Source organism: Paracoccus salsus (assembly GCF_021556615.1).
Classification (GTDB): Bacteria; Pseudomonadota; Alphaproteobacteria; order Rhodobacterales; family Rhodobacteraceae; genus Paracoccus; species Paracoccus salsus.
Genome location: NZ_JAKGGD010000001.1, coordinates 1 through 20,901 on the forward strand (window position 1 = coordinate 1; position 20,901 = coordinate 20,901).

General features: G+C 67.4%; 17 protein-coding genes, 2 tRNA genes and 1 pseudogene. 4 read left to right on the forward strand and 16 right to left on the reverse strand.

Features of this window, described 5'->3' with window-relative positions; genetic code table 11:
- Positions 1–467, reverse strand: a pseudogene (locus tag L1965_RS00005) (transposase family protein); the annotation flags it as partial.
- A gap of 570 nt (positions 468–1,037) precedes the next feature.
- On the opposite strand from L1965_RS00005, the gene L1965_RS15995 reads away from it, so the two are divergent.
- The gene (locus tag L1965_RS15995; protein WP_277882918.1) at positions 1,038–1,160 is read left to right on the forward strand and encodes a hypothetical protein; all 123 of its coding nucleotides are present in this window, start codon (positions 1,038–1,040) and stop codon (positions 1,158–1,160) included.
- Positions 1,161–1,647: 487 nt separating this feature from the next.
- On the opposite strand, the gene L1965_RS00010 is transcribed toward L1965_RS15995, so the two are convergent.
- The 4 genes from L1965_RS00010 to L1965_RS00025 all read right to left on the reverse strand — a co-directional run bounded on the left by L1965_RS00010 (position 1,648) and on the right by L1965_RS00025 (position 5,956).
- On the reverse strand, positions 1,648–3,912 hold the full coding sequence (locus L1965_RS00010) for an adenosylcobalamin-dependent ribonucleoside-diphosphate reductase (RefSeq protein ID WP_235754363.1): 2,265 nt from the start codon (positions 3,910–3,912) through the stop codon (positions 1,648–1,650).
- Between the two features lie 62 nt (positions 3,913–3,974).
- Positions 3,975–4,841, reverse strand: a complete 867-nt coding sequence (gene olsA / locus L1965_RS00015) for a lyso-ornithine lipid O-acyltransferase (protein ID WP_235754364.1) — start codon at positions 4,839–4,841, stop codon at positions 3,975–3,977.
- Complete coding sequence (gene olsB, locus L1965_RS00020; RefSeq protein ID WP_235754365.1) at positions 4,841–5,620, reverse strand: L-ornithine N(alpha)-acyltransferase; 780 nt, start codon at positions 5,618–5,620, stop codon at positions 4,841–4,843. Before olsB ends, olsA begins: the two co-directional genes overlap by 1 nt.
- Positions 5,621–5,776: 156 nt before the next feature.
- A complete protein-coding gene (locus L1965_RS00025) occupies positions 5,777–5,956 on the reverse strand; it encodes a DUF3553 domain-containing protein (RefSeq protein WP_235754366.1) in 180 nt (59 codons plus the stop codon).
- A 39-nt stretch (positions 5,957–5,995) separates the two neighbouring features.
- Between L1965_RS00025 and L1965_RS00030 the strand changes: the two genes are divergently transcribed.
- A complete protein-coding gene (locus tag L1965_RS00030; protein WP_235754367.1) occupies positions 5,996–6,628 on the forward strand; it encodes a histidine phosphotransferase family protein in 633 nt (210 codons plus the stop codon).
- Between the two features lie 8 nt (positions 6,629–6,636).
- Here the strand turns inward: L1965_RS00030 and L1965_RS00035 are convergent, their stop codons facing one another.
- From L1965_RS00035 to L1965_RS00055, 5 genes are all read right to left on the reverse strand, one after another.
- On the reverse strand, positions 6,637–7,902 hold the full coding sequence (locus L1965_RS00035; protein ID WP_235754968.1) for a glutamate-5-semialdehyde dehydrogenase: 1,266 nt from the start codon (positions 7,900–7,902) through the stop codon (positions 6,637–6,639).
- Positions 7,903–8,206: 304 nt separating this feature from the next.
- A tRNA-Asp gene (locus L1965_RS00040) sits at positions 8,207–8,283 on the reverse strand.
- A gap of 28 nt (positions 8,284–8,311) precedes the next feature.
- A tRNA-Asp gene (locus tag L1965_RS00045) sits at positions 8,312–8,388 on the reverse strand.
- A 172-nt stretch (positions 8,389–8,560) separates the two neighbouring features.
- A complete protein-coding gene (locus tag L1965_RS00050) occupies positions 8,561–9,829 on the reverse strand; it encodes a PRC-barrel domain-containing protein (RefSeq protein WP_235754368.1) in 1,269 nt (422 codons plus the stop codon).
- A 90-nt stretch (positions 9,830–9,919) separates the two neighbouring features.
- A complete protein-coding gene (locus tag L1965_RS00055; protein ID WP_235754369.1) occupies positions 9,920–11,017 on the reverse strand; it encodes an anhydro-N-acetylmuramic acid kinase in 1,098 nt (365 codons plus the stop codon).
- A gap of 60 nt (positions 11,018–11,077) precedes the next feature.
- Here L1965_RS00055 and tyrS point away from each other — a divergent pair, with 60 nt between their 5' ends.
- Positions 11,078–12,322 (forward strand): tyrosine--tRNA ligase, encoded by a 1,245-nt coding sequence (gene tyrS / locus L1965_RS00060; RefSeq protein WP_235754370.1) that lies wholly within the window; start codon positions 11,078–11,080, stop codon positions 12,320–12,322.
- Positions 12,323–12,746: 424 nt separating this feature from the next.
- On the opposite strand, the gene L1965_RS00065 is transcribed toward tyrS, so the two are convergent.
- From L1965_RS00065 to L1965_RS00090, 6 genes are all read right to left on the reverse strand, one after another.
- The gene (locus tag L1965_RS00065) at positions 12,747–13,811 is read right to left on the reverse strand and encodes an SPOR domain-containing protein (protein WP_235754371.1); all 1,065 of its coding nucleotides are present in this window, start codon (positions 13,809–13,811) and stop codon (positions 12,747–12,749) included.
- 68 nt (positions 13,812–13,879) lie between these two features.
- Positions 13,880–14,512 carry a uracil phosphoribosyltransferase gene (gene upp, locus L1965_RS00070; RefSeq protein ID WP_235754372.1) on the reverse strand — a complete coding sequence of 211 codons (633 nt, stop codon included), beginning with the start codon at positions 14,510–14,512 and terminating at the stop codon, positions 13,880–13,882.
- Positions 14,509–15,468, reverse strand: coding sequence for an adenosine deaminase (locus L1965_RS00075; RefSeq protein ID WP_235754373.1), 960 nt, complete (start codon positions 15,466–15,468; stop codon positions 14,509–14,511). The genes upp and L1965_RS00075 overlap by 4 nt, the downstream gene beginning before the upstream one ends.
- On the reverse strand, positions 15,465–16,652 hold the full coding sequence (locus L1965_RS00080) for a phosphopentomutase (protein ID WP_235754374.1): 1,188 nt from the start codon (positions 16,650–16,652) through the stop codon (positions 15,465–15,467). The genes L1965_RS00075 and L1965_RS00080 overlap by 4 nt, the downstream gene beginning before the upstream one ends.
- Positions 16,649–17,986 (reverse strand): thymidine phosphorylase, encoded by a 1,338-nt coding sequence (locus L1965_RS00085; protein ID WP_235754375.1) that lies wholly within the window; start codon positions 17,984–17,986, stop codon positions 16,649–16,651. The genes L1965_RS00080 and L1965_RS00085 overlap by 4 nt, the downstream gene beginning before the upstream one ends.
- Positions 17,983–18,378, reverse strand: coding sequence for a cytidine deaminase (locus L1965_RS00090; protein ID WP_235754376.1), 396 nt, complete (start codon positions 18,376–18,378; stop codon positions 17,983–17,985). The genes L1965_RS00085 and L1965_RS00090 overlap by 4 nt, the downstream gene beginning before the upstream one ends.
- Positions 18,379–18,507: 129 nt before the next feature.
- On the opposite strand from L1965_RS00090, the gene L1965_RS00095 reads away from it, so the two are divergent.
- A complete protein-coding gene (locus L1965_RS00095) occupies positions 18,508–20,787 on the forward strand; it encodes an NADP-dependent malic enzyme (RefSeq protein WP_235754377.1) in 2,280 nt (759 codons plus the stop codon).
- Positions 20,788–20,901: the final 114 nt, after the last annotated feature.

The window sequence follows — 20,901 nt, forward strand, 5'->3', positions numbered from 1 at the left end:
ATTGGCCGGGCGTAGATGGTGTTTCGGTTCCGGGGCTGCTCTGCAAACTGGATTCCGTTGTCGGTCAAGATGGTGTGGACCTGATAGGGCACCGCTTCGGGCATGTGCTGCAGGAACTCCCAAGCCGTCTTTCTGTCAGCCGTGTCAACGAGTTGGGCGACAGCGAACTTGGACGTCCGGTCGATGCCGACGAAGCGGTAAAGCTTGCCTTCGGCGGTCTGAACCTCGGCAATGTCGATGTGGAAGAAGCCGATGGGATAGCGCTTGAACTTCTGGCGCTTGGGTTTGTCGCCCTCGACGTCCGGCAGGCGCGAGATGCCATGACGCTGTCGGCATCGGTGAAGCGCTGACCGCGTCAGATGCGGGATCGATGACTGCAGCGCATAGAGACAATCGTCCAATGGCAGTAGCGTGTGCCGCCGGAATGCGACGACCATCGCCTCCTCGGCCTCGGTCAGCACGGTGGAACCCGACCGGCTCCCCTCGTGATCCCTCGGTCTGATGTAGAGTTTGATCAATCGCGAAGGAGCAGACGATTCGAAAGAGCCGCTTCGGCGCCTCACGGACATTCCGCATTCTCGCGGTGATCGACGATTCAGGCGCGGTGGCTGAAGGCCAGCGGAGGCTCCAGTGGGGCCTCCGCAGCGCCGTGCGCACGATGCGCAAGCATCGGGCCGGGAGAAGAGCTCCCGAGGTGGACGGATGAGCGACCTACTGACCGCAGGCGTCGGCTTTCCAGTCCAAGAAAATGGCCTCTCGGGGATCGTCGTTTACCGCCGACTGAGCGTTACGGCAGTCCGCGCTTACCTGTCCATCACGGTGCCAACCCCACGCGACAGCGACAACGATGACCGCGGCAACGAAGATGATATTGCGCCCTCGCATCGGATGCCCTGCAATGCGGTTTGGCCGCAATGTGTGCTGCCTCTATGCGAGGCGTCAAGCCAAAGCTGGGCAGCGATCAGGAGCCGCGGACGCGCGCGCCGAAGCCGCCCGCCTGTTTCTCGACCTGCGCCCGCGACGGATGGCGCCGGATCATGCCGACCCTGTTCGGGCGGCGCCTGATCTGTAAAGTCGGTCTGGCCCGGATCGAAACCTATTGCGAGATGACGGGCCTGTCCGGCAGATCACCCATGAGCGCCAGCGTGCGGGCGGGCTGATCGACGCGAAGCGGTTCGGCGTCCGGAACCGGGCCGCGCACACCCCCCGTCGGATCGCGGCCACCCTCGGGCTTGATCCGGTTCGTCGGGCACGGATCTCCTGCTGCCCGGCATGCTCGCAGCGCAGGCCCGGAAGCACGTCAAGCGGCCCCGACGCCTGCGAATTGGAGATGCGCCAAGTCCTGAACCATGTCCTTCCGGCCTACGCGGCGCATAGGGTCGAGGAGCCATCGTTTCGAAGGATCCGGAAAGTCTTGCGCGTCCGGTAGGGCGGCACGAACGACGCGAAGGCGGCACGCGGATCTGTCGCCGAGATCCGGAAGGCCTTCATCGACATCCAGGGGCACCTGTTCCGTTAGAAGGTCCCGAAAGGCCTCGTTTCCAGGGGAAACGCCTTGTGGCCGAGACAGGCTTTCAGAATGGCCAATTCGATACCCGAAATGGCCATTCATTGCCTTCCGTTTCAGAGCACCTCAATCGGTCGTGGCTATTGGCATTTGGAATGGCCGCAACTCGGGCAGGTCATGCAACCTTCGATCATCCGCATCCCATATTGGCCGCAGCTGGGACAGGCCGGGCCGCGCGGGCGTTCGCCCACGACCATCGCCTCGGCCTTGGGGTCGGCCTTGAGACCCAGCCCTTCGCCGGCGAGGAACCCGATCGAGATCATGTGCCGCTCGATCACGCCGCCGATTGCCGCCAGGATCGAAGGCACATAGCGCCCCTGCATCCACGCGCCGCCGCGCGGATCGAACACCGCCTTCAGTTCCTCGACCACGAAGGACACGTCGCCCCCGCGCCGGAACACGGCGCTGATCATCCGCGTCAGCGCCACGGTCCAGGCGTAATGCTCCATGTTCTTGGAATTGATGAACACCTCGAAGGGCCGGCGATGTCCGGCCTGCACGATGTCGTTCACGGTGATGTAGATCGCATGCTCGCTGCCCGGCCATTTCAGCTTGTAGGTCGATCCTTCCAGCGCGGCCGGACGGTCCAGCGGCTCGGTCAGGTAGACGACATCCGCGCCCTGATCGGCCTCGGGGGTTGTCTCGGTCTTCTCGCTGACCGACAGGACCGAGCCGGTGACATCGTTCGGACGATAGGTGGTGCAGCCCTTGCAGCCCAGATCCCAGGCCGCCATGTAGACATCCTTGAATTCCTCGAAGCCGATATCCTGCGGGCAGTTGATGGTCTTGGAAATGCTGCTGTCCACCCATTCCTGCGCGGCGGCCTGCATGGCGACATGGTCGCGGGGCGCCAGGGTCTGGGCATTCACGAAATAATCGGGAAGCGCCGCATCGCCCTTGAGGTCGCGCCACATCTGCACGGCATAATCCACGACCTCTTCCTCGCTGCGCGAGCCGTCCTTCTGCAGGACCTTGCGGCTATAGGCATAGGCGAAGACCGGCTCGATCCCCGAACTGACATTGCCGGCGTAAAGGCTGATCGTGCCCGTCGGTGCGATGGAGGTCAGCAGGGCGTTGCGAATCCCGTGTTCGGCAATCGCCGCGCGCACATCCTGGTCCATCTTCGCCATGAAACCCGATTGCAGATAGCGCTCGGCGTCGAACAGCGGGAAGGCCCCCTTCTCGCGCGCAAGATCGACCGAAGCCAGGTAGGCCGCCCGCGCGATCGCCTTCATCCAGACGCGGGTCTGTTCGACCGCATCTGCGGCGCCATAGCGCAAGCCCAGCATCAGCAGCGCATCGGCCAGCCCGGTCACGCCCAGCCCGATCCGGCGCTTGGCCTGCGCCTCGGCCCTTTGCTGCGGCAGAGGAAACTGCGAGGCGTCCACGACATTGTCCATCATCCGGATCGCGGTCCGGACCAGATCGTCCAGCGCCTTCGGATCAAGCTCTGCCGCCTCGGTGAAGGGCTGCGTCACCAGCCTTGCCAGGTTGATCGAACCCAGCAGGCAAGCGCCGTAAGGCGGCAGGGGCTGTTCGCCGCAGGGATTGGTGGCGGCGATGGTTTCCGCATAGTGCAGGTTGTTGGCGTTGTTGATGCGATCGATGAAGATCACGCCGGGTTCGGCAAAATCATAGGTCGCGCGCATGATCCGGTTCCACAGATCGCGCGCCTGGACGGTGTGATAGACCCGGCCCCCGAAGGTCAGATCCCACGGTCCGTCCGTCTTCACGGCTTCCATGAACGCGTCGGTGACCAGAACCGACAGGTTGAACATCCGCAGCCTTGCGCTGTCCTGCTTGGCCTCGATGAACTGCGCGATATCGGGATGGTCGCAGCGCATCGTGGCCATCATCGCACCGCGGCGCGACCCGGCCGACATGATCGTGCGGCACATCGCGTCCCACACGTCCATGAAGGACAGCGGGCCGGATGCATCGGCGGCCACACCCTTCACTTCGGCCCCGCGCGGGCGGATGGTGCTGAAATCATAACCGATCCCGCCGCCCTGCTGCATCGTCAGGGCGGCCTCCTTCAACATCTCGAAGATGCCGCCCATGCTGTCGGGAATGGTGCCCATGACAAAGCAGTTGAACAGCGTCACCGCGCGACCGGTCCCGGCGCCCGCAAGGATACGGCCGGCGGGCAGGAACCTGAAATCCTCGAGCGCGGTGTAGAACCGCTCCTCCCATTCGGCCGGGTCCTTCTCGACCCGCGCAAGATCGCGCGCGACGCGCCGCCAGCTATCCTCGACCGAGGCATCGATCGGCTGCCCCTCGGCGTCCTTCATCCGGTATTTCATGTCCCAGATCTGTTCGGCGATGGGGGCGGCAAAGCGACTCATGAGGGCATTCCTTGGTGGCGGGGACGGTAAACCATACCAGATATTGTCGGCGCGGCGTAGCTTCAAGCCGAATCTGCGCGGCGAATCTTCTGCGCGACGCCGTTCCGGACCGCGATCTCTGTCTTCTGCGCCAGCGTCTTGCGGGTTTCCCCGGCCACCGGAATCGCGGGGTGCAGCACCACCTCGGCGCAGCCTTGCCGCGGCGCCGACAGAACCGCCAGCAGATGGTCGGCCAGCGACATGTCGGCCCACCAGCCATAGAATCGCGGATCGGCGCCGGCGGGTGCGTGATAGACCACGCTCATCGGCTGGATTGCCAGTCCGACCGGCAGGTCGGGGTCCAGAAAGGCCTGGAACAGCGTCGGCTTGAACGGCAGCACGCGGCGGCCATCGGTCGATGTGCCCTCGGGAAAGAACAGCAGCCGGTGCCCGGCGCGGAGGCGCGCGGCGAACTCGCGGGCCTGGCCGCGGGCGAGCTTCGGGTCGCGGACGACGAAATGCGTGTTCGTCACGGCGGTCAGGATATTGATGCCCGGCCAGGTCTTCACTTCGGACTTGCTGACGAAAAACACCGGCAGCGCGGCGTTCATGGTCAGGATGTCCAGCCAGCTGCAATGATTGGCGACCAGCGCGCCCGGCCCGCGCATCGGCTGGCCCTCGCGGCGCCAGCGCAAGCCGATGCAGGCCAGCACCAGGCGGCAGGTCAGGCGCACATGCGGCCCGGTCCAGGGGCGGCGCGGCCCGTGCAGCAGGCGCTCGGCCACGCGCAGCGGCAGAATCAGGATCACGCCGACCAGCAGCACAAGCACGGCGGGCAGGCCCCGCCGAATGACCCGCCACCAACCGGCGAGGCCCTGCGGTCGCGGCAGCGCCGGTGTCTCGACCTCGCGCCATGTGGCCGCCCCGCGTCCGGGGTCACCCTGCGCCATTATCCCTGCCAGCGACTTTCATAGAACTTGCGATGCTTGTCCGACATCGCCTTGGTGTCCATCAGCAGGAAAACATCGGTCGTGTTGAAGTCGTGGTCGAGATAGGCCCCCTCGCCCACCAGCCCGCCAAGCCGCAGATAGGCCTTGATCAATGCTGGCATCGCGACCAGCGCCTCGCGCCGGTCCAGCCTCTCGGGCGGGATCAGATCCATGCGCTGAAACCCGTCCGCACGGGCCACCGGCCGCAGCGCATCGGGCGCGAGATGGTGATGGTGCAACCAGCTGAGCGAGGGCGCCAAGGTCTGGATATCGGTGCCGTGAAAGCTCGCCACCCCGAACAGCACCTCGATTCCCAGTTCCAGAACGTAATCGGCCAGCGAATTCCACAACAGGAACATCCCGGACCCGCCGCGATAGGCCGGATCGATGCAGGAACGGCCCAGTTCCAGAAGCTTGCGGCCCGAGTTCCGCAGCACCGTCAGATCGTATTCGCCATCGCAATAGAAGCGCCCGAATTCCTCGGCCCGCGTTCCCGGCAACAGGCGATAGACGCCGACGACGTGATCGAGAGCCTCGGCCGAACGCCGCCGGTCGATCAGGCAAAGATGATCGACGACGGGATCGAACTCGTCGCGTTCCAGGCGGGCCTCGTGATCGACAAGCGGCCCGGTGCCGCCCAACTCTTCCACGAAGACCCGATAGCGCAGCCGCTGCGCGGCCAGAAGATCACGTTCTGACGTGGCGATGCGGATGTCGAAATAGGAGGTGTCGGACTTCATGCGGCCTTCATGCTGAAAGGAAGGGTCGGCGCGCGCCTGTCTAGAGGCAGGTCGGCGCCATTGCAACACAGGCCGCACGCCCCGCGACCCGGCTTCGAAGGAGGGACTTGCATAATGCAATTCGAGGTTGCATTTTTGGTCCATGATTAACCAATATCACCGATCATCCAGCCGCACGATCTGCAAGGACACCTTGCGACCGTCGATGACCTGCTTTCCCGTCTCGGCGAAGTTCACGGTGATGCGGTTTCCGATCCGCGACTGGACCTGCCCTTCGCCCCATTCCGGAGCACCGGGATGGCGGACGATCATTCCGGGTTCCAGCATCTCGTTCACGTCCAACTCTCCGTTCCGCTCGACGAAAGGTAGCCCTGCATGACTCTCGACACAACGCGCATCTCGCCGGGCGATCTGGCGGCGTTGCTGGGATCACGGCTGTGCCACGACCTGATCTCGCCACTTGGCGCGATCGGCAACGGGGTGGAGCTGCTCGAGATGTCACCCGACTATCCCGGCGTCTCGAACAGTCCCGAACTGCAGTTGATCGCCGAATCGGTCAAGGCCGCACGGGCGAGGATCCAGGCATTCCGGATGGCATTCGGGCAAGCGCAGGGCGACCAGAGGATTGCCCGCGCCGAGCTGCTGCGGCTGCTGGAGGGCGTCTCGTCGCAGGGCCGGCTGCGGATCGAGCTTGAGGCCGATGGCGATTTTGCCCGGATCGAGATCCGGATGGTCATGCTGGCGCTGATGTGCATGGAAACCGCCATGCCCTGGGGCGGACGGGTGCTGGTGCTGCGCAAGCTGCCGGGCTGGCGCCTGATCTCGGAATCCGATCGGATGCGGCCCGATCCGGCGCTGTGGTCATGGCTTGGCCCGGACGCCGAGGGTCCGGCCCGGCCACCTGCCCCCTCGGAGGTGCAGTTCGCCCTGATGGCCGAGGCCGCGCGCGGCGCAGGCCGCAGGCTCAGCTGGGACATGGACGAGAAAGGCGCCGAGATCGCCTTCTGATCCCGCGATCAGGCCCGGATCGTCCCGTCGCCGATCACCAGATACTTGAAGCTGGTCAACTGCTCGGCCCCGACCGGACCGCGCGCATGCAGCTTGCCGGTGGCGATTCCGATCTCGGCGCCCATGCCGAATTCGCCGCCATCGGCAAACTGGGTCGAGGCGTTGCGCATCAGGATCGCGCTGTCCAGACCGGCAAGGAAGCGGTCGGCGGTGGCATCGTTCTCGGTCAGGATCGACTCGGTGTGCTGACTGCCGAAACGCCGGATATGCGCGATCGCACCCTCGACCCCGTCAACCAGCCTTGCGGCGATGATGCTGTCCAGGAATTCCCTGCCGAAATCATCCTCCCCCGCAGCCACGGTTCCCGCGATCCGGGCCAGTTCGCCCGCGGCACGCACCTCGACCCCGGCTTCCAGCAAGGACCCGATCAGCAGTTCGCGAAGGGCCGGATCGGCCGCGCTGTCGATCAGCAGGCACTCTGCCGCCCCGCAGATCCCGGTTCGCCTGGTCTTTGCGTTCACCACGACCCGACGCGCCTTTTCAGGGTCGGCGTCGCGGTCGGCATAGATGTGGCAGATGCCTTCGAGATGCGCGAAGACCGGCACGCGCGCTTCGCGCTGCACCAGCCCGACCAGACCCTTTCCGCCGCGCGGGATGATCACGTCGATCAGACCCTGCGCCTGCAGCATCGCGCTGACCGCGGCCCGGTCGCGGGTCGGCACCAGCTGGATCGCCGCCTCGGGCAGCCCGGCCTCGCGCAGCCCCTGCAGCATGCAGCCATGGATTGCCTGGCTGGAATGCAGGCTCTCGGACCCGCCCCGCAAGATGACCGCGTTTCCGGCCTTCAGCGCCAGCGCGCCTGCGTCCGCGGTCACGTTCGGCCGGCTTTCGTAGATCACGCCGATGACCCCGATCGGCGTGCGCACCCGCCGGATATGCAGACCGTTGGGCCGGTCCCATTCGGCCAGGACCTCACCGACCGGATCGCGCTGCCGGGCAACGGCACGCAGCCCGTCCTCGATCCCGCGCAGCCGGTCCTCGTCCAGCTTCAGCCGATCCAGCATCGCTTCCGACAGCCCTTTCTGCCGGCCGAATTCCAGGTCGCGCGCATTGGCTTCCAGGATCGCCGGCACGTTCGCGTGGATCGCCTCGGCCGCGCCGATCAGCGCGGCACGCTTGGTGTCCGCCGACGCCACCGCCAGATCCACGGCCGCCTCGCGCGCGGCACGGCCCATATGTTCGATCAGCGCCCCTGCGTCGTCCATGTCCCTCATCATCCTTCGCTCGCGATCCGCAAATCCGTCTTCGGCCGCGACGCCAGATTTTTGCGCCGCGATCCTCCATAGCCAATCCGGCGCGGCGACAGGAGTCCCAATATGCGTCCGGTCGGCTGACAGCGACGGACCCGCGTCACCTGCCCTGTTCGAAGAATATCCCGGAGAGCGTCGTCATGACGGGGGACAGCGCCCGCCTCTTGCCTCGCCGCTGGCCCGCCCGGAACCGATCCCGAAATCGATGACGGCGCAAGCAGCGGCTGACAGCGGTGCAGCAGTCGGAGGAGTTCAGCAGGAATGGAAATGGCGCGGTTGACGGGGCTCGAACCCGCGACCCCCGGCGTGACAGGCCGGTACTCTAACCAACTGAGCTACAACCGCGCATAGATCCGGGCGAACAAGGTGCAAGTGGCGCGGTTGACGGGGCTCGAACCCGCGACCCCCGGCGTGACAGGCCGGTACTCTAACCAACTGAGCTACAACCGCACACTTACCTTCCCCGGCCGATCGCCCGCCGGGGTGAGAGGCGGTTTACGCAGACCGCATCGGCGCGTCAAGAGAGCAGGCGAAAAAACATCCGCCCGCCGGCAACGCGGCGGGCGGACAGGACCTCACATCCTGCAAGTCCGGGGCGCCCCGGGCGCCGCGGTCGGAAAACCTACTCGACCGGCTGGTAGGGCGGCATGCCCTCGATCTGCTCCGAGGCCAGGCCGATATAGGCGCGCACATCTCCATCGCCGTCGCGCTGGAACGAAATCTCGTCCAGCGGCAGGGCCACATCGCGTTCCCCCAGACCCAGGAAGCCGCCAACCGCGATCACCGCCAACCGGCCCTCGGTATCGAACCGGTCGATCTCGCCGATCTCCTCGTCGTCGGCGCTGAACACGACCAGCCCGTCCAGCCCGGCATCCACCACCTCGTCCACATCGACCATCGTCCGGCCTTCGCGCAGGGCGATCGGTTCCGCCCGCGCCACGACGCCCTCGGCCGCACCGCCGTCCGCGGCAGTCTCGGCGTCGCTTTCCGTGGTGGTCCCGGCATCATCGTCAGGCATCGCCGTCTCGGCGTTGTCACCGGCACGCGCAACCTGTCCCGCCGCCGATCGGTCCTCGGGCGTGGTCAGGTCGGCGGCGGGGTCGGTCGCGTCGCCTTCCAGCTGAGGCACGGCGGCCGCCCCGGGCACGCCGGTCCCGCCAGCCTCGCGGCTGACAGGCTCGGCGGGTTCGTCGGTGCTGGCGGTCTCATCGGCGCTGTCGGCCGCTTCATCCGGCGTCGTCACGATGCTCTCGCCACCGGGCCCGTCACTGGCCGCCGCCGCGGCTTCCGCCGGATCCGGATCGGTGTCTGCCACTGCCCCGGCCTGCCCAAGCGCGACCTCGCCCTCGCCGTCAGCCGCGTCGCGGCTGTCCGTCTCGGCGTCGCCCGAATCCGCCGCGGGATCGCTTTCGCCATCTGCGGTGTCATCGCCGCCGGAACCCTCCGCCTCTGGCTCCTGCGCGGCACCGTCCTGATCGCCGCCCGCCGACGCGGCGCTCTCGGCCGATCCGTCGGCATGACGCGAGACGGTCAGTTCGGCCGTTTCCGCCGCCCTGATCTGCAATTCGGGTTCGGCCGCCGTGAACTGGGTCTGCGCTTCGGCCTCGGCGCCGTCCTGCGTCAGGGTCACGGTCGGCTCGCATGTCTCCACGGTGACCTCCGGCGCGGCCTGAGTGACGCTCACCCGCGGTTCGCCGCCTTCGCTCTCGGGCATGGTGATCATCACCTGCGGCGGGGTTTGCGTCACGGTCACCACCGGCGCGCATTCCTCGATGGTGATCCGGGCACCGCCAGCCTGCGCTGCGTCGGTCCCGCTATCCGTGTCCTGCGCGGCGGCGCCACCCGCAAGCAGCGCCAGCGCCGCGACGGTTCCCAAAAGATCCCTGGTCATGGTTATCCTCCCTGTCGGCTGGTGGCCGATTGCGGCCACGTCACCACAACAACCAGCAGGCCGCATGACGGTTCCGCCACGACACGCCTTTCAGCGCGGATGGCTGATGCGACCTCCGCAGGCTGGCTCCGGCACACCGGTCGTGCGCGGGCCCGAGGTCGCCAGGCCCCGCCGAACCCGGACCGCCAGCCAGCCGAATGCCTGTGCCTCCAGCATGTCCCCGTCCATGCCCGCGGCCTCGACCGGCCGGATCTCGGCGTCAAGCGCCGCGCGCAGCGCGGCCATGATCGCCGCGTTGTGTCGTCCTCCACCCGCAACCAGCAGCGTCCGCGGGGCCGAGGGCAGCCAGCGCCAGCCCGCCGCGACCGACCCGGCCAGCGCCGCGACCAGCGTCGCCGCCGCATCCGCGTCGGACAGCCCGGACACATCGCGGATCAGCCCCGCGAACTGGTCCCGGTCCAGGGATTTCGGCGGCGGGCGTTCGAAATACGGATGGCGCAGAAACCGCGCGACGATGCCGCCATCCGCCCGCCCGCGCGTCGCAAGCGCGCCCCCGGCATCATGGGTCTGCCGCAACCGGCCGCGCATCAGGTCGTTGATCGGGGCGTTGGCCGGGCCGGTGTCGAAGGCAAGGCAGGCAGCATCGTCCTCGGGCGCCCGGGCAGTCGGGTCCACCCAGGTGATGTTGCCCACACCGCCCAGATTGAGAAACGCAACCGGCGCCGTTGGCAGCCTGCCCTGCCCCATCGCCCATTCGGCGCAGGCCCAGTGGAAGAACGGCACCAGCGGCGCGCCCTCGCCTCCCTGCCGGACATCCTCGCTGCGGAAATCCCAGACCACCGGCCGACCCGTCGCCCGGGCCAGCGCCGCTCCGTCTCCGGCCTGGTGCGTGCCGCGCCCCCGGGGATCATGCGCCAGCGTCTGGCCGTGATAGCCGATCAGTTCCGCCTCCTGGAAGCCGCCCGCCAGCGCGGCGTGGCTTGCCATCGATATCTCGGCGGCGTCGGCCACGCCGGGCGCACCGGGCCAGCATCCCAGCGCCGCGTGAAGCGCCGCGGCCTCGTTGTCGGAATAGGCCCTGAACGCGCTGCGACCGAACCCGCCGATGCGTATGCCGTCGGTCTCGATCATCGCCGCGTCCACCCCGTCCATCGAGGTGCCCGACATCATCCCCAAAGCCCGGATCATCGCGCCTTTTCCTTTGCCCATGCAGCCGGTATATCCGCCTCGATCAGAAGGAAACAGCCCATGACCTACAGCCCCAAGTCCGATTTCCTGCGCGTGATGATGCAGCGCGGCTATGTCGCGGACTGCACCGACCATGAGGGGCTGGATCAGGCGCTGATGGCCGGGCCGGTGACGGCCTATATCGGCTATGATGCGACGGCGGCGTCGCTGCATGTGGGCCATCTCTTGAACATCATGATGCTGCGCTGGCTTCAGAAGACCGGCCACAAGCCCATCACGCTGATGGGCGGCGGCACGACCAAGGTCGGCGATCCATCCTTCCGCGCCGAAGAACGGCCCTTGCTGGACGCGGCTGCGATCCAGTCGAATATCGACGGCATGGGGCAGGTTTTCGGACGCTATCTGGACTATGGCGACGGTCGCGCGCTGATGCTGAACAACGCGGAATGGCTGGACGGCCTGAACTATCTGGAGTTCCTGCGCGACATCGGCAGGCATTTCAGCGTCAACCGGATGCTGTCCTTTGAATCGGTCAAGTCCCGCCTGGACCGCGAGCAGTCGCTGTCCTTCCTCGAATTCAACTACATGATCCTGCAAGCGTATGATTTTCTTGAACTTCACCGGCGCCATGACTGCCGGTTGCAGATGGGAGGGTCGGACCAGTGGGGCAACATCATCAACGGCATCGACCTGACCCGGCGGGTCGATGACGCCGTCGTCTGGGGGCTGACCTCGCCGCTGCTGACCACCAGCGACGGGCGCAAGATGGGCAAGTCGGCGGGCGGCGCGGTCTGGCTGAGCGGCGCGATGCTGCCGCCCTACGAGTTCTGGCAGTTCTGGCGCAACACCACGGATGCGGATGTCGGCCGGTTCCTCAAGCTTTATACGGAACTGCCGGTTGACGAATGCGACCGTCTGGGCGCGCTGCAGGGGGCCGAGATCAACGAGGCGAAGATCCGGCTGGCGAACGAGGTCACGACCCTGCTGCACGGCGCCAAGGCCGCCGCCAGCGCCGAGGCGACGGCGCGCGAGGTCTTCGAGCAGGGCGGCGCGGGCGGCGATCTTGAGGTCGCCACCCTTCCGTCCGCAGCGCTGCAGGACGGGATGACGGTGGCGCAGATGCTGGTTCAGACCGGCATCACGTCCAGCGGCAAGGAGGCCAAGCGCCTGATCGCCGAGGGCGGGTTGCGGCTGAACAACGACGCCGTGGCGGACCCCCAGATGCCGATCGACGCCTTGCTGATCGGCGACGGGCTGAAGGTCTCGGTCGGCAAGAAGAAACATCGGCTGGTGCGGATCGGCTAGCGCGTTCGCGCCATGACGGTGTTGCGCAAATGACCGTGGCGTGGCTCTGGCGGAATGACGCTGCGTTCCATGCGCCTCTGCACGAAACGACCCGAGTTTCGCAACGCAGAGCGGCAGCCTGGCCTGCGCACGGAAACCCCGAACCATCGCGGACCGAAAGACGGCCGCCGCGCGGGACGCCGTCCTTCGTCAGATGTCAGGCGATTGCCGCAGCGACGACACGCCACGCCCGGTTGTCTGCGGACTTGGCGCGCGTCTTGCGGCCCGAGTGGCTTGACTCGAGTCGGGAGGCAAGGGCGGTCGGCCCGGTCCGTCCCGCCAGAGCAGACCGGCAAGATGCGAAGGCGGGCGGCGTCACGCCGGCGATCGCGAGGGTCACGGATCCGCCACGCCTCGGATGCGCCCGGACGCAAGCGGCCTGTTCTCAGCGGGCCACGGCGCCTGGATATCCCTCGGCCCGCAACCTGTTCAGGGCCGCGACCAGCGCGGCACGGTCGCTGAAGGGCCCGGCCAGGATCAACCGCTGAGTCTGATAGTCCTTGCGCATGCGCTTCTGCGCGACCCGATATCCCAACGAAGACAGGCGGCGTATGACGCTGTCGGCGTTTTCGTCATCGGCATAGGCGCCGACCTGGACGTATCGCGCCGTGGGCGGAATCATCTCGACATCCGGCGCGGCAGGCTGAGGCGGTTCCGTCGGTCGCGCTTCGGCGCGGCCCGGGACGGGCGGTTTCGGCGCTGGCGCGGCGGGGGCAGGCGATGACCCGGCGCGGCGATCGGCTGTCAGCGCGGACGATCCGGCCGCCGCGATCGCCGGGGACTGCGCGGATCGCGGTTTCGCCTGCGCCGCTGGCGACGCCCCGGACGGGCGCAGTTCGGGCGCTTGGCCCGGCGCGATATCGCTGAACCTCTGCTCTGGCACAGGCGCCCGCATCCCCGGACACAGACCCTGCGTCACGTCGCCGCCCAGCAGCAAGACCGGGTTCGGATCGGGCTCGTAGCCCAGCAGCGTGCAGAGAGCCGATCCCGACCGTCCCGCACCGGTCAGCGCGCCGCGCAACGCGGCCTCGTGGGCGGCGAATTGCGACAATTCGGTCACGATCGGCGAGGGCTGCTGCGGCAATAGCGGGTCGGTCCGTATTTCGGCCGGTCGCGGATCGGCAACGAATTCACCTTGCCGCAACCCCGACGCCAGTTGCTCGGCCAGCAGATCCTCGGGCGATCGCGGCGCTTCCTTGTCTTCGGGGGCCAGGAGCCGGTCCAGATCAGGATCGAGGCGCCGCGACGACAACGTCGGCGGAAAGCCGCAGATCCGTGCGCCTGCCTTGTCACGCCGCGCCGTCCAGCCCGCGCCGTCGCGTTGATAGACGCAACCCGAGCCGTCCACATATTGCGAGCCGCCGAAATCAGCGGGCGGCAGGGGGACCGGCGCAGCCTGTCCCATGGCCAAGCCACCCAGCCAGAAGACGACACCCAGCAAGACCCGCATAATCCACCCACGATTCGATCCTGTCGCCAGAACTAGGCGAAAAGCCTGAAACGTGGGTTAACGACGGCTTATTTCGTCCCGAACATGCGGTCGCCGGCATCGCCCAGGCCAGGTACGATATAGCCGTGATCGTTCAGCCGGTCGTCCAGCGCCGCGGTATAGACCGACACGTCGGGATGCGCCTGCCGCATCCGCTCGACCCCTTCGGGGGCGGCCAGCAGGCACAGGAAGCGCAGGTCTTTCGCGCCGCGCTGCTTCAGCAGGTCGATCGCCGCCACCGCCGAGTTTCCGGTCGCCAGCATCGGGTCGACGACGATCGTCATGCGCTGATCCAGATCGGGGACCTTGCAGTAATACTCGACCGGTTGCAGCGTCTCCGGATCGCGATACAGGCCCACAAACCCCACCCGTGCCGAGGGTATCAGTTCCAGGATGCCGTCCAGCAGGCCGTTTCCCGCCCGCAGGATCGAGATCAGCGCAAGCTTCTTGCCCGCCAGCGTCGGGGCCTGCATCTGGCACAGCGGCGTCTCTACGGTGGTGGTGGTCAGGTCCAGTCCGCGGGTGACCTCGTAGGCCAGCAGCAGGCTGATCTCGCGCAGAAGACGGCGGAAACTTGCGGTCGAGACATCCTTGCGACGCATGATGGTCAGCTTGTGCTGAACCAGCGGATGGGTGATCACCGTCAGGTGAGGTTGGGTCACGCGAATTCCTTTCTCAGCCAGTCGCGGGTCGCCGGGTCGCAGAACGCAGCCTCGATCGCCCATCGGTTCATCTGCGCGAAATCCTCGTCGCCCCAGCCGAAGGCATCGGCAAGCCGGTTATACTCATGCCGCATGCTGGTGTGGAAGAAGGGCGGATCATCGGTCGAGACGGTGACCCTGACGCCCGCGTCGGCCAGCCTTGCGATGGGATGGGCGGTCCAGTCGGGATACAGTCCCAAGGCGATATTGGACCCCGGGCAGACCTCCAGCACGATCTGGCGTTCGGCCAGGTCGCGGACCAGGGCCGGGTCCTCGATGGCCCGCACGCCGTGGCCGATGCGCGTGCAACCCAGCGCAAGCGCCTGCCGGATACTGTCGGGTCCAGCCCATTCCCCGGCATGGCAGGTCAGGCCCAGCCCGGCCTCGCGCGCGCAGTGAAAGCTCCATTCGTAATCGATCGCGCGACCGAATGTCTCGGCCCCGCCCATGCCGAAGCCGGTGATCCAGTCGCCCGCGGTTTCGGCGGCGCAGATCGCCGACGCCTTGGCACGATCGGGGCCGAAATGGCGGATGCAGGTCACGATTGCGCGGCTGTCGATACCCTGCGTGCGCAGCCGGTCGGCCACCTCGGTCATCGCGGCCAGATAGTCGCGCCATGCCGACAGATCGCCGCCTCCGCAGAATTCCGGCGACACGAAAAGCTCGGTGTAGATGACCCCCTCACCGGCGCTGCGTTCCAGCACCTCGGCCAGCAGGCGCGCGTAGTCGCGCGGCGTTCGCAGCACGCCTGTCGCCGCCTCGTAGACGCGCAGGAAGTCGGCGAAGCCGGAATAGTCATAATTCCCCAGCCGGTCGAAGATCGGCGGCAGCGCGATCCTCTTTTCGGCTGCAAGCCCGCGGATGAAGCCCGGAGGCGCCGCGCCCTCCAGATGAAGGTGAAGCTCGGTCTTTTTCAAAGAAAGGACTTTCCGTGCTGCGGCGCCGGCAATCCCAGATGGTCCATGACCGAGGCGCCGATATCGCTGAACCCCACCGTGCCGACCGCGCGCGGTCCGACGCCGAAGCCCAGGACAGGCACCCGTTCGCGCGTGTGATCGGTGCCGTGCCAGGACGGGTCGTTGCCGTGATCGGCGGTGAACAGCAGCAGATCGCCCGGACCCGCCGAGGCGATCAGCCGCCCCGCCACGGCGTCGAACCACTCAAGCTGGCTTGCATAGCCCGGGATATCGCGCCGATGGCCGAAATTCGTGTCGAACTCGACGAGATTGGCGAAGGTCAGGCTGCCCGGTTCGGCCTCGCCGGCCAGTCGCAGCAGATGCCGGGCCAGATCGGCATCGGACATGCCCTTGTGCGACCGGGCGATGCCCCGATGGCTGAAGATGTCGCCGATCTTGCCGACGGCATGGGTCACGCGGCCCGCCGCGGCCGCGATATCCAGGATCGTGTCGGCGGGCGGTGGGATGGCGAAGTCGCGGCGGTTCGGGGTGCGGGTGAAATCGCCCGGACGCTCGCCCAGGAAGGGCCGGGCGATCACCCGGCCGACGCGCATCTCGTGCAGCATCGGCGCAAGCCCTTCGCACAGCGCGATCAGCCGATCCAGGCCGAAATGCTGCTCGTGCGCGGCGATCTGCAACACGCTGTCCACCGATGTATAGCAGATCGGCCAGCCGCTGCGGATATGCCGGGCGCCGAAATCCTCGATCACTTGCGTGCCCGAGGCGTGGCAGTTGGCAAGGATGCCGTCGGTCCCCGCCAACGCGCAGATGCGCGCCGTCACCCGGTCGGGAAAGGCCGGGACGGTCCTGGGGAAGTAATGCCATTCCCAGGGCACCGGCACGCCCGCGATCTCCCAATGTCCGGACGGCGTGTCCTTGCCGGCTGAAATTTCCGTCGCCGCGCCCCACAGCCCCTGCGGCGGCATGCCCAGGCCCGGCGCCTCCAGCCCCGAGGCCAGACGGATCGCGGCGCCCAAGCCCAGCCGGTCGAGATTGGGCAGCCGCAGCGCCTGGGCCTGCGCGATATGCCCGACGGTATTGGCGCCCGTATCGGGCCGCTCGTCGTTGAAGAACCGGTGCGCATCCGGCGCGCCGCCGATGCCCACGCTGTCCATGACGATCAGAAAGGCGCGGTTCGCGGTCATTGGGCGATCCGTTCGCGAACCAGCGGTCCGGACGGCGCGGCCTCGCCGAACCCGTAGGCTGCCTGCACGGCGGCGATGGCGGTCGCGGCGGCCGGTTCGTCGGCCGCGTGGACCATGGCCAGCGGCGCGTCGGGCCCGACCTCTTCGCCCAGCCTGGCAATCCGGTCCAGCCCGACCCGATGATCGATCCTGTCGCCCGCCCGAACCCGTCCCCCTCCAAGGGCCACGACCACATGCCCCAGCGCCGTCACGTCGATCCCGGCGACCGCAGCCCTTCCCGCCCCCCTGCCCGGACCGGCCGGCGCGGGCACCGGGCGGATCACCGGCGCGACCGCCAGATGCGCCTCGGGCCGCTCCAGCAGATCGCGCGGCCCGCCCTGGGCTGCGACCATGGCCGCGAAGCGCGCGGCGGCCTCACCCGAATCCAGCGTGTCGGCCAGGATTTCGAGCGCCCGCCCGTCCTGATCCCGCCCGTCCTGATCCCGCCCGGCCAGACGCAGACATTCGGCGCCCAGCATCAAGGTCAGGTCGCGCAGCGCGCCCGCCTCGCCCTTCAGCACGCGGATCGCCTCGGCGACCTCCAGCGCGTTGCCCGCGCTTCGCGCAAGCGGCTGGTCCATGTCGGTGATCAGGGCGGATGTGCGGCATCCCGCGCCATTGGCGGTCTGCACCAGCGCGCGCGCCAGTTGCCGGGCGCTGTCTTGCCCCTTCAGGAAGGCGCCCGACCCCGCCTTCACGTCCAGCACCAGCGCGTCAAGCCCGGCCGCCAGTTTCTTGGACAGGATCGAGGCGGTGATCAGGTCGATCGATTCGACCGTGCCCGATTCGTCGCGGATGGCATAGAGACGCCGGTCGGCGGGCGCGAAATCGGCGCTGGCGGCAACGATCGCGCAGCCGACATCTTCAACGATCCGGCGAAACTCTTTCTCGGGCTGATCGCAGAGATAGCCCGGAATCGCCTCCAGCTTGTCCAGCGTGCCGCCGGTATGTCCCAGCCCCCGCCCCGAGATCATCGGCACATACACGCCGCGCGCCGCCAGCAGCGGCGCCAGGATCAGGCTGACCGTGTCGCCGACCCCGCCGGTGGAATGCTTGTCCACGATCGGGCCGGGCAGGTCCCAGCGCATCACATGGCCGCTGTCGCGCATCGCCCGGGTCAGCGCGATCCGTCCTTCCTCGCCGGTTCCGCGCGTCAGGACCGCCATCGCGAAGGCCCCGGCCTGCGCGTCGCTGACCGATCCATCCGCCAGACCCTGCGCGATCAGCGCGGCGCCCGGACCGTCCAGACCACGACCGTCCCGCAGCGCGGCGATGACCGGGCGCGGATCGCTCATCCTGCCCGGCCCATATGGTTCGCGTCGAAGCGCCCGGGCAGCAATTCCCCGACCGTCGTGGCCTGTGTTCCGCCCGCGAGCGTGGCCAGCAGCACGGGTGTGTCGTGCCGGCCGAACTCGGCCAGCTTCTGGCGGCACCCGCCGCAAGGCGGCACCGGGCTGGGGCTGTCGGCGATTACCGCGACCTCGACCAGTTCGGTCTCGCCCGCGGCGACCATCGCGGCGATCGCGCCGGCCTCGGCGCAGGTGCCCTCGGGATAGGCGACGTTCTCGACATTGCAGCCCCGGTAGATCGCGCCCGAGACGCCGCGCACGGCCGCCCCGACCTTGAAATGCGAATAGGGCGCATAGGCCATTTCACGCACCGCGCGCGCCGCATCCAGCAGTGACATGAGACGGGTCCCTCCATCCGTTTCGGCCAGTCTCGCGCCTCGTGGCCGCCGACGCAAGATCAAGCCCGCTGTTCCCCGTCGCGCAATTGGTTTAACGGTGAACCAGTTTTCCGGACTGAGGGACAGGACATGGACGAGCGCAGGCAGGACACGGCACGGCAGGCGGCACTGGATTACCACGAGTTTCCGCGACCCGGCAAACTGGAGATCCGGGCAACGAAACCGCTGGCGAACGGTCGTGACCTGTCGCGCGCCTATTCGCCCGGCGTTGCCGAGGCCTGCCTGGAGATCAAGGCCGACCCTGCGAATGCCAGCCGCTTCACGGCGCGCGGCAATCTGGTCGCTGTGGTCACGAACGGCACCGCCGTCCTGGGTCTGGGCAATATCGGCGCGGCCGCGTCCAAGCCGGTCATGGAAGGCAAGGCGGTCCTGTTCAAGAAATTCGCCAATATCGACTGTTTCGACATCGAGGTCGATCAGCCGGACCCCGAAAAGCTGGCCGACATCGTCTGCGCGCTGGAACCCACATTCGGCGCGATCAATCTCGAGGACATCAAGGCTCCGGATTGCTTCATCGTCGAGAGGCTGTGCCGCGAGCGGATGAACATTCCGGTCTTCCACGACGACCAGCACGGCACGGCCATCGTCGTGGGCGCCGCGGCCACCAATGCCCTGCGCGTCGCCGGCAAGAATTTCGAGGACATCAAGGTGGTCTCGACCGGGGGTGGGGCGGCCGGGATCGCGTGCCTGAACATGTTGCTGAAACTGGGCGTCAAGCGCGAGAATGTCTGGCTGTGCGACATCCACGGCCTGGTCTACGAGGGCCGGGCCGAGGACATGAATCCGCAGAAATCGGAATTCGCGCAGGCCAGCGATCTGCGCAGCCTCGCCGATGTGATCGAAGGCGCCGATCTGTTCCTCGGGCTGTCGGGTCCCGGCGTGCTGAAGTCCGCACTGGTCGGCAAGATGGCCAGCCGCCCGATCATCTTCGCGCTGGCCAATCCCACGCCCGAGATCCTGCCCGACGAGGTCCGCAGCGTCGCGCCGGATGCGATCATCGCCACCGGGCGCAGCGATTTTCCCAACCAGGTCAACAACGTGCTGTGCTTTCCCTTCATCTTCAGGGGCGCGCTGGATGTGGGCGCGACCACCATCAACGACGAGATGGAGATCGCCTGCGTCGAAGGGATCGCCGCGCTGGCCCGCGCGACCACCGCGGCCGAAGCCGCCGCGGCCTATCGCGGCGAGACGCTGACCTTCGGTCCCGACTACCTGATCCCCAAGCCGTTCGACCCGCGGCTGGTCGGAATCGTCTCCAGCTCGGTCGCGCGCGCGGCGATGGAATCGGGGGTGGCCACCCGGCCGATCGCGGATCTGGATGCCTACAAGCGGCAGCTGGACGGATCGGTGTTCCGCTCTGCGCTGATCATGCGGCCGGTCTTCGAAGCCGCAGCCACCTGCCAGCGCAGACTGGTCTTTGCCGAGGGCGAGGACGAACGCGTGCTGCGTGCCGCCAACGCCATGCTCGAGGAAACCACCGACGTGCCGATCCTGATCGGGCGTCCCGATGTCATCGCCACCCGCGCCGAACGCGCCGGGCTTCCGATCCGTCCCGAAAAGGATTTCGAGATCGTGAACCCCGAAAACGACCCGCGCTATCGCGACTACTGGGAGACCTATCACCAGCTGATGGCGCGGCGCGGGGTCAGCCCCGATATCGCGCGGGCGATCATGCGGACCAACACCACCGCCATCGCCGCCGTCATGGTCAGCCGCGGCGAGGCCGACAGCATGATCTGCGGCACCTTCGGGCAATACAACTGGCACCTGCAATATGTCCGCCAGGTGCTGGCGCGCGGCGGGCTGCACCCGGTCGGCGCGCTGTCGATGATCATTCTCGAGGACGGGCCGCTGTTCGTCGCGGACACCCAGTGTCACAACGACCCCACGCCCGAGCAGGTGATGGAAACCGTAGAGGGCGCCGCCCGCCATGTCCGGCGCTTCGGGCTGACGCCCAAGATCGCCCTGTGCGCGCATTCGCAGTTCGGCAATCTGGACACCTATACCGGCCGCAAGATGCGCGCCGCGCTCGAGTTGCTGGACGCGCGCGAACCGGACTTCATGTATGACGGCGAAATGCATGTCGACGCCGCGCTGGACCCCGAACTGCGTGAACGGATCTTCCCCGGCTCGCGGCTTGAAGGCGCGGCGAACGTGCTGGTCTTTCCCGGCACGGATGCCGCCTCGGGCGTGCGCAACGCGCTGAAGATGCGCGCCAGCGGACTCGAGGTCGGGCCGATCCTGATGGGCATGGGCAACCGCGCCCATATCGTCACGCCATCGATCACCGCACGCGGCCTGCTGAACATGAGCGTGCTGGCGGGGACCCCGGTGGCGCATTACAGCTAGACCGGCAACGGGCGGTGCGGGCGCTTCGAATCACCTTCGCCCGCAAGACGGCGCCCGCGCGCCGCGGGTTTGCAAATGCGGCGGCGCAGCATTGCCATGTTTGCAGGTTTTTGC

Coding starts and splice junctions, on each gene's coding strand:
- olsB (WP_235754365.1), bottom strand. CDS start 5,620: ATGAAGTCCGACACCTCCTATTTCGACATCCGCATCGCCACGTCAGAA.
- L1965_RS00085 (WP_235754375.1), bottom strand. CDS start 17,986: ATGAGCGATCCGCGCCCGGTCATCGCCGCGCTGCGGGACGGTCGTGGT.
- L1965_RS00035 (WP_235754968.1), bottom strand. CDS start 7,902: ATGAGGGACATGGACGACGCAGGGGCGCTGATCGAACATATGGGCCGT.
- L1965_RS00065 (WP_235754371.1), bottom strand. CDS start 13,811: ATGCGGGTCTTGCTGGGTGTCGTCTTCTGGCTGGGTGGCTTGGCCATG.
- L1965_RS00055 (WP_235754369.1), bottom strand. CDS start 11,017: ATGATCCGGGCTTTGGGGATGATGTCGGGCACCTCGATGGACGGGGTG.
- tyrS (WP_235754370.1), top strand. CDS start 11,078: ATGACCTACAGCCCCAAGTCCGATTTCCTGCGCGTGATGATGCAGCGC.
- L1965_RS15995 (WP_277882918.1), top strand. CDS start 1,038: ATGCCGACCCTGTTCGGGCGGCGCCTGATCTGTAAAGTCGGTCTGGCC.
- L1965_RS00030 (WP_235754367.1), top strand. CDS start 5,996: ATGACTCTCGACACAACGCGCATCTCGCCGGGCGATCTGGCGGCGTTG.
- L1965_RS00090 (WP_235754376.1), bottom strand. CDS start 18,378: ATGTCACTGCTGGATGCGGCGCGCGCGGTGCGTGAAATGGCCTATGCG.
- olsA (WP_235754364.1), bottom strand. CDS start 4,841: ATGGCGCAGGGTGACCCCGGACGCGGGGCGGCCACATGGCGCGAGGTC.
- L1965_RS00080 (WP_235754374.1), bottom strand. CDS start 16,652: ATGACCGCGAACCGCGCCTTTCTGATCGTCATGGACAGCGTGGGCATC.
- L1965_RS00095 (WP_235754377.1), top strand. CDS start 18,508: ATGGACGAGCGCAGGCAGGACACGGCACGGCAGGCGGCACTGGATTAC.
- L1965_RS00050 (WP_235754368.1), bottom strand. CDS start 9,829: ATGACCAGGGATCTTTTGGGAACCGTCGCGGCGCTGGCGCTGCTTGCG.
- L1965_RS00010 (WP_235754363.1), bottom strand. CDS start 3,912: ATGAGTCGCTTTGCCGCCCCCATCGCCGAACAGATCTGGGACATGAAA.